The sequence below is a fragment of the Pseudomonas donghuensis genome, from assembly GCF_000259195.1.
GTDB lineage: Bacteria > Pseudomonadota > Gammaproteobacteria > Pseudomonadales > Pseudomonadaceae > Aquipseudomonas > Aquipseudomonas donghuensis.
The window spans coordinates 1-530 of the sequence record NZ_JH650773.1; the positions used below are offsets into that span (position 1 = coordinate 1).

A 530-nucleotide genomic window follows, 5' to 3' on the forward strand; every position below is an offset into this window, starting at 1 on the left:
ATCGGCACTGAGTACCGCGAAGGTATCGGGGTAGGTGGTGCCGGCGGTGAACTCGTTGTGGGCGCTATCGGCGACGTAGCGCCAGGCGCCGTCGGTGCCGATGGAGAACTGGCCATAACTGCCGGCGGTGTTGGTCTGGGCGACGAAAGTCGCGGCGCTGTCGACGTCGCTGATGGTCAGACCGCCGTTGGTGGTCAGTGGGGCATCGGTCTCGGTCAGCGTGATGCTGGCCGAGGACAGCAGGGCAGCGTCATTGCTGCCGGTGATGGTCACTGTCACTGCGGTCGCGGTGCCGTCGGCACTGAGTACCGTGAAGGTGTCGGTGTAGCTGCTGCCAGCGGTGAACTCGTTGTGGGCGGAGTCGGCGACGTAGCTCCAGGCGCCGTCGGTGCCGATGGAGAACTGGCCGTAACTGCCGGCGGTGTTGGTCTGGGCGACGAAAGTCGCGGCACTGTCGACGTCGCTAATGGTGAGGGTGCCAGCCGTGGTCAGTGGGGCGTTGGTTTCGGTCAGGTTGGCGATGTCGGCGG

At 65.7% G+C, this 530-nt stretch carries 1 protein-coding gene; it reads right to left on the reverse strand.

The annotated features are described in order from the left end of the window. Positions 1-530, reverse strand: a 530-nt coding sequence (locus UW3_RS27340) for a VCBS domain-containing protein (protein ID WP_010224924.1), incomplete at both ends; no start/stop codon positions are given.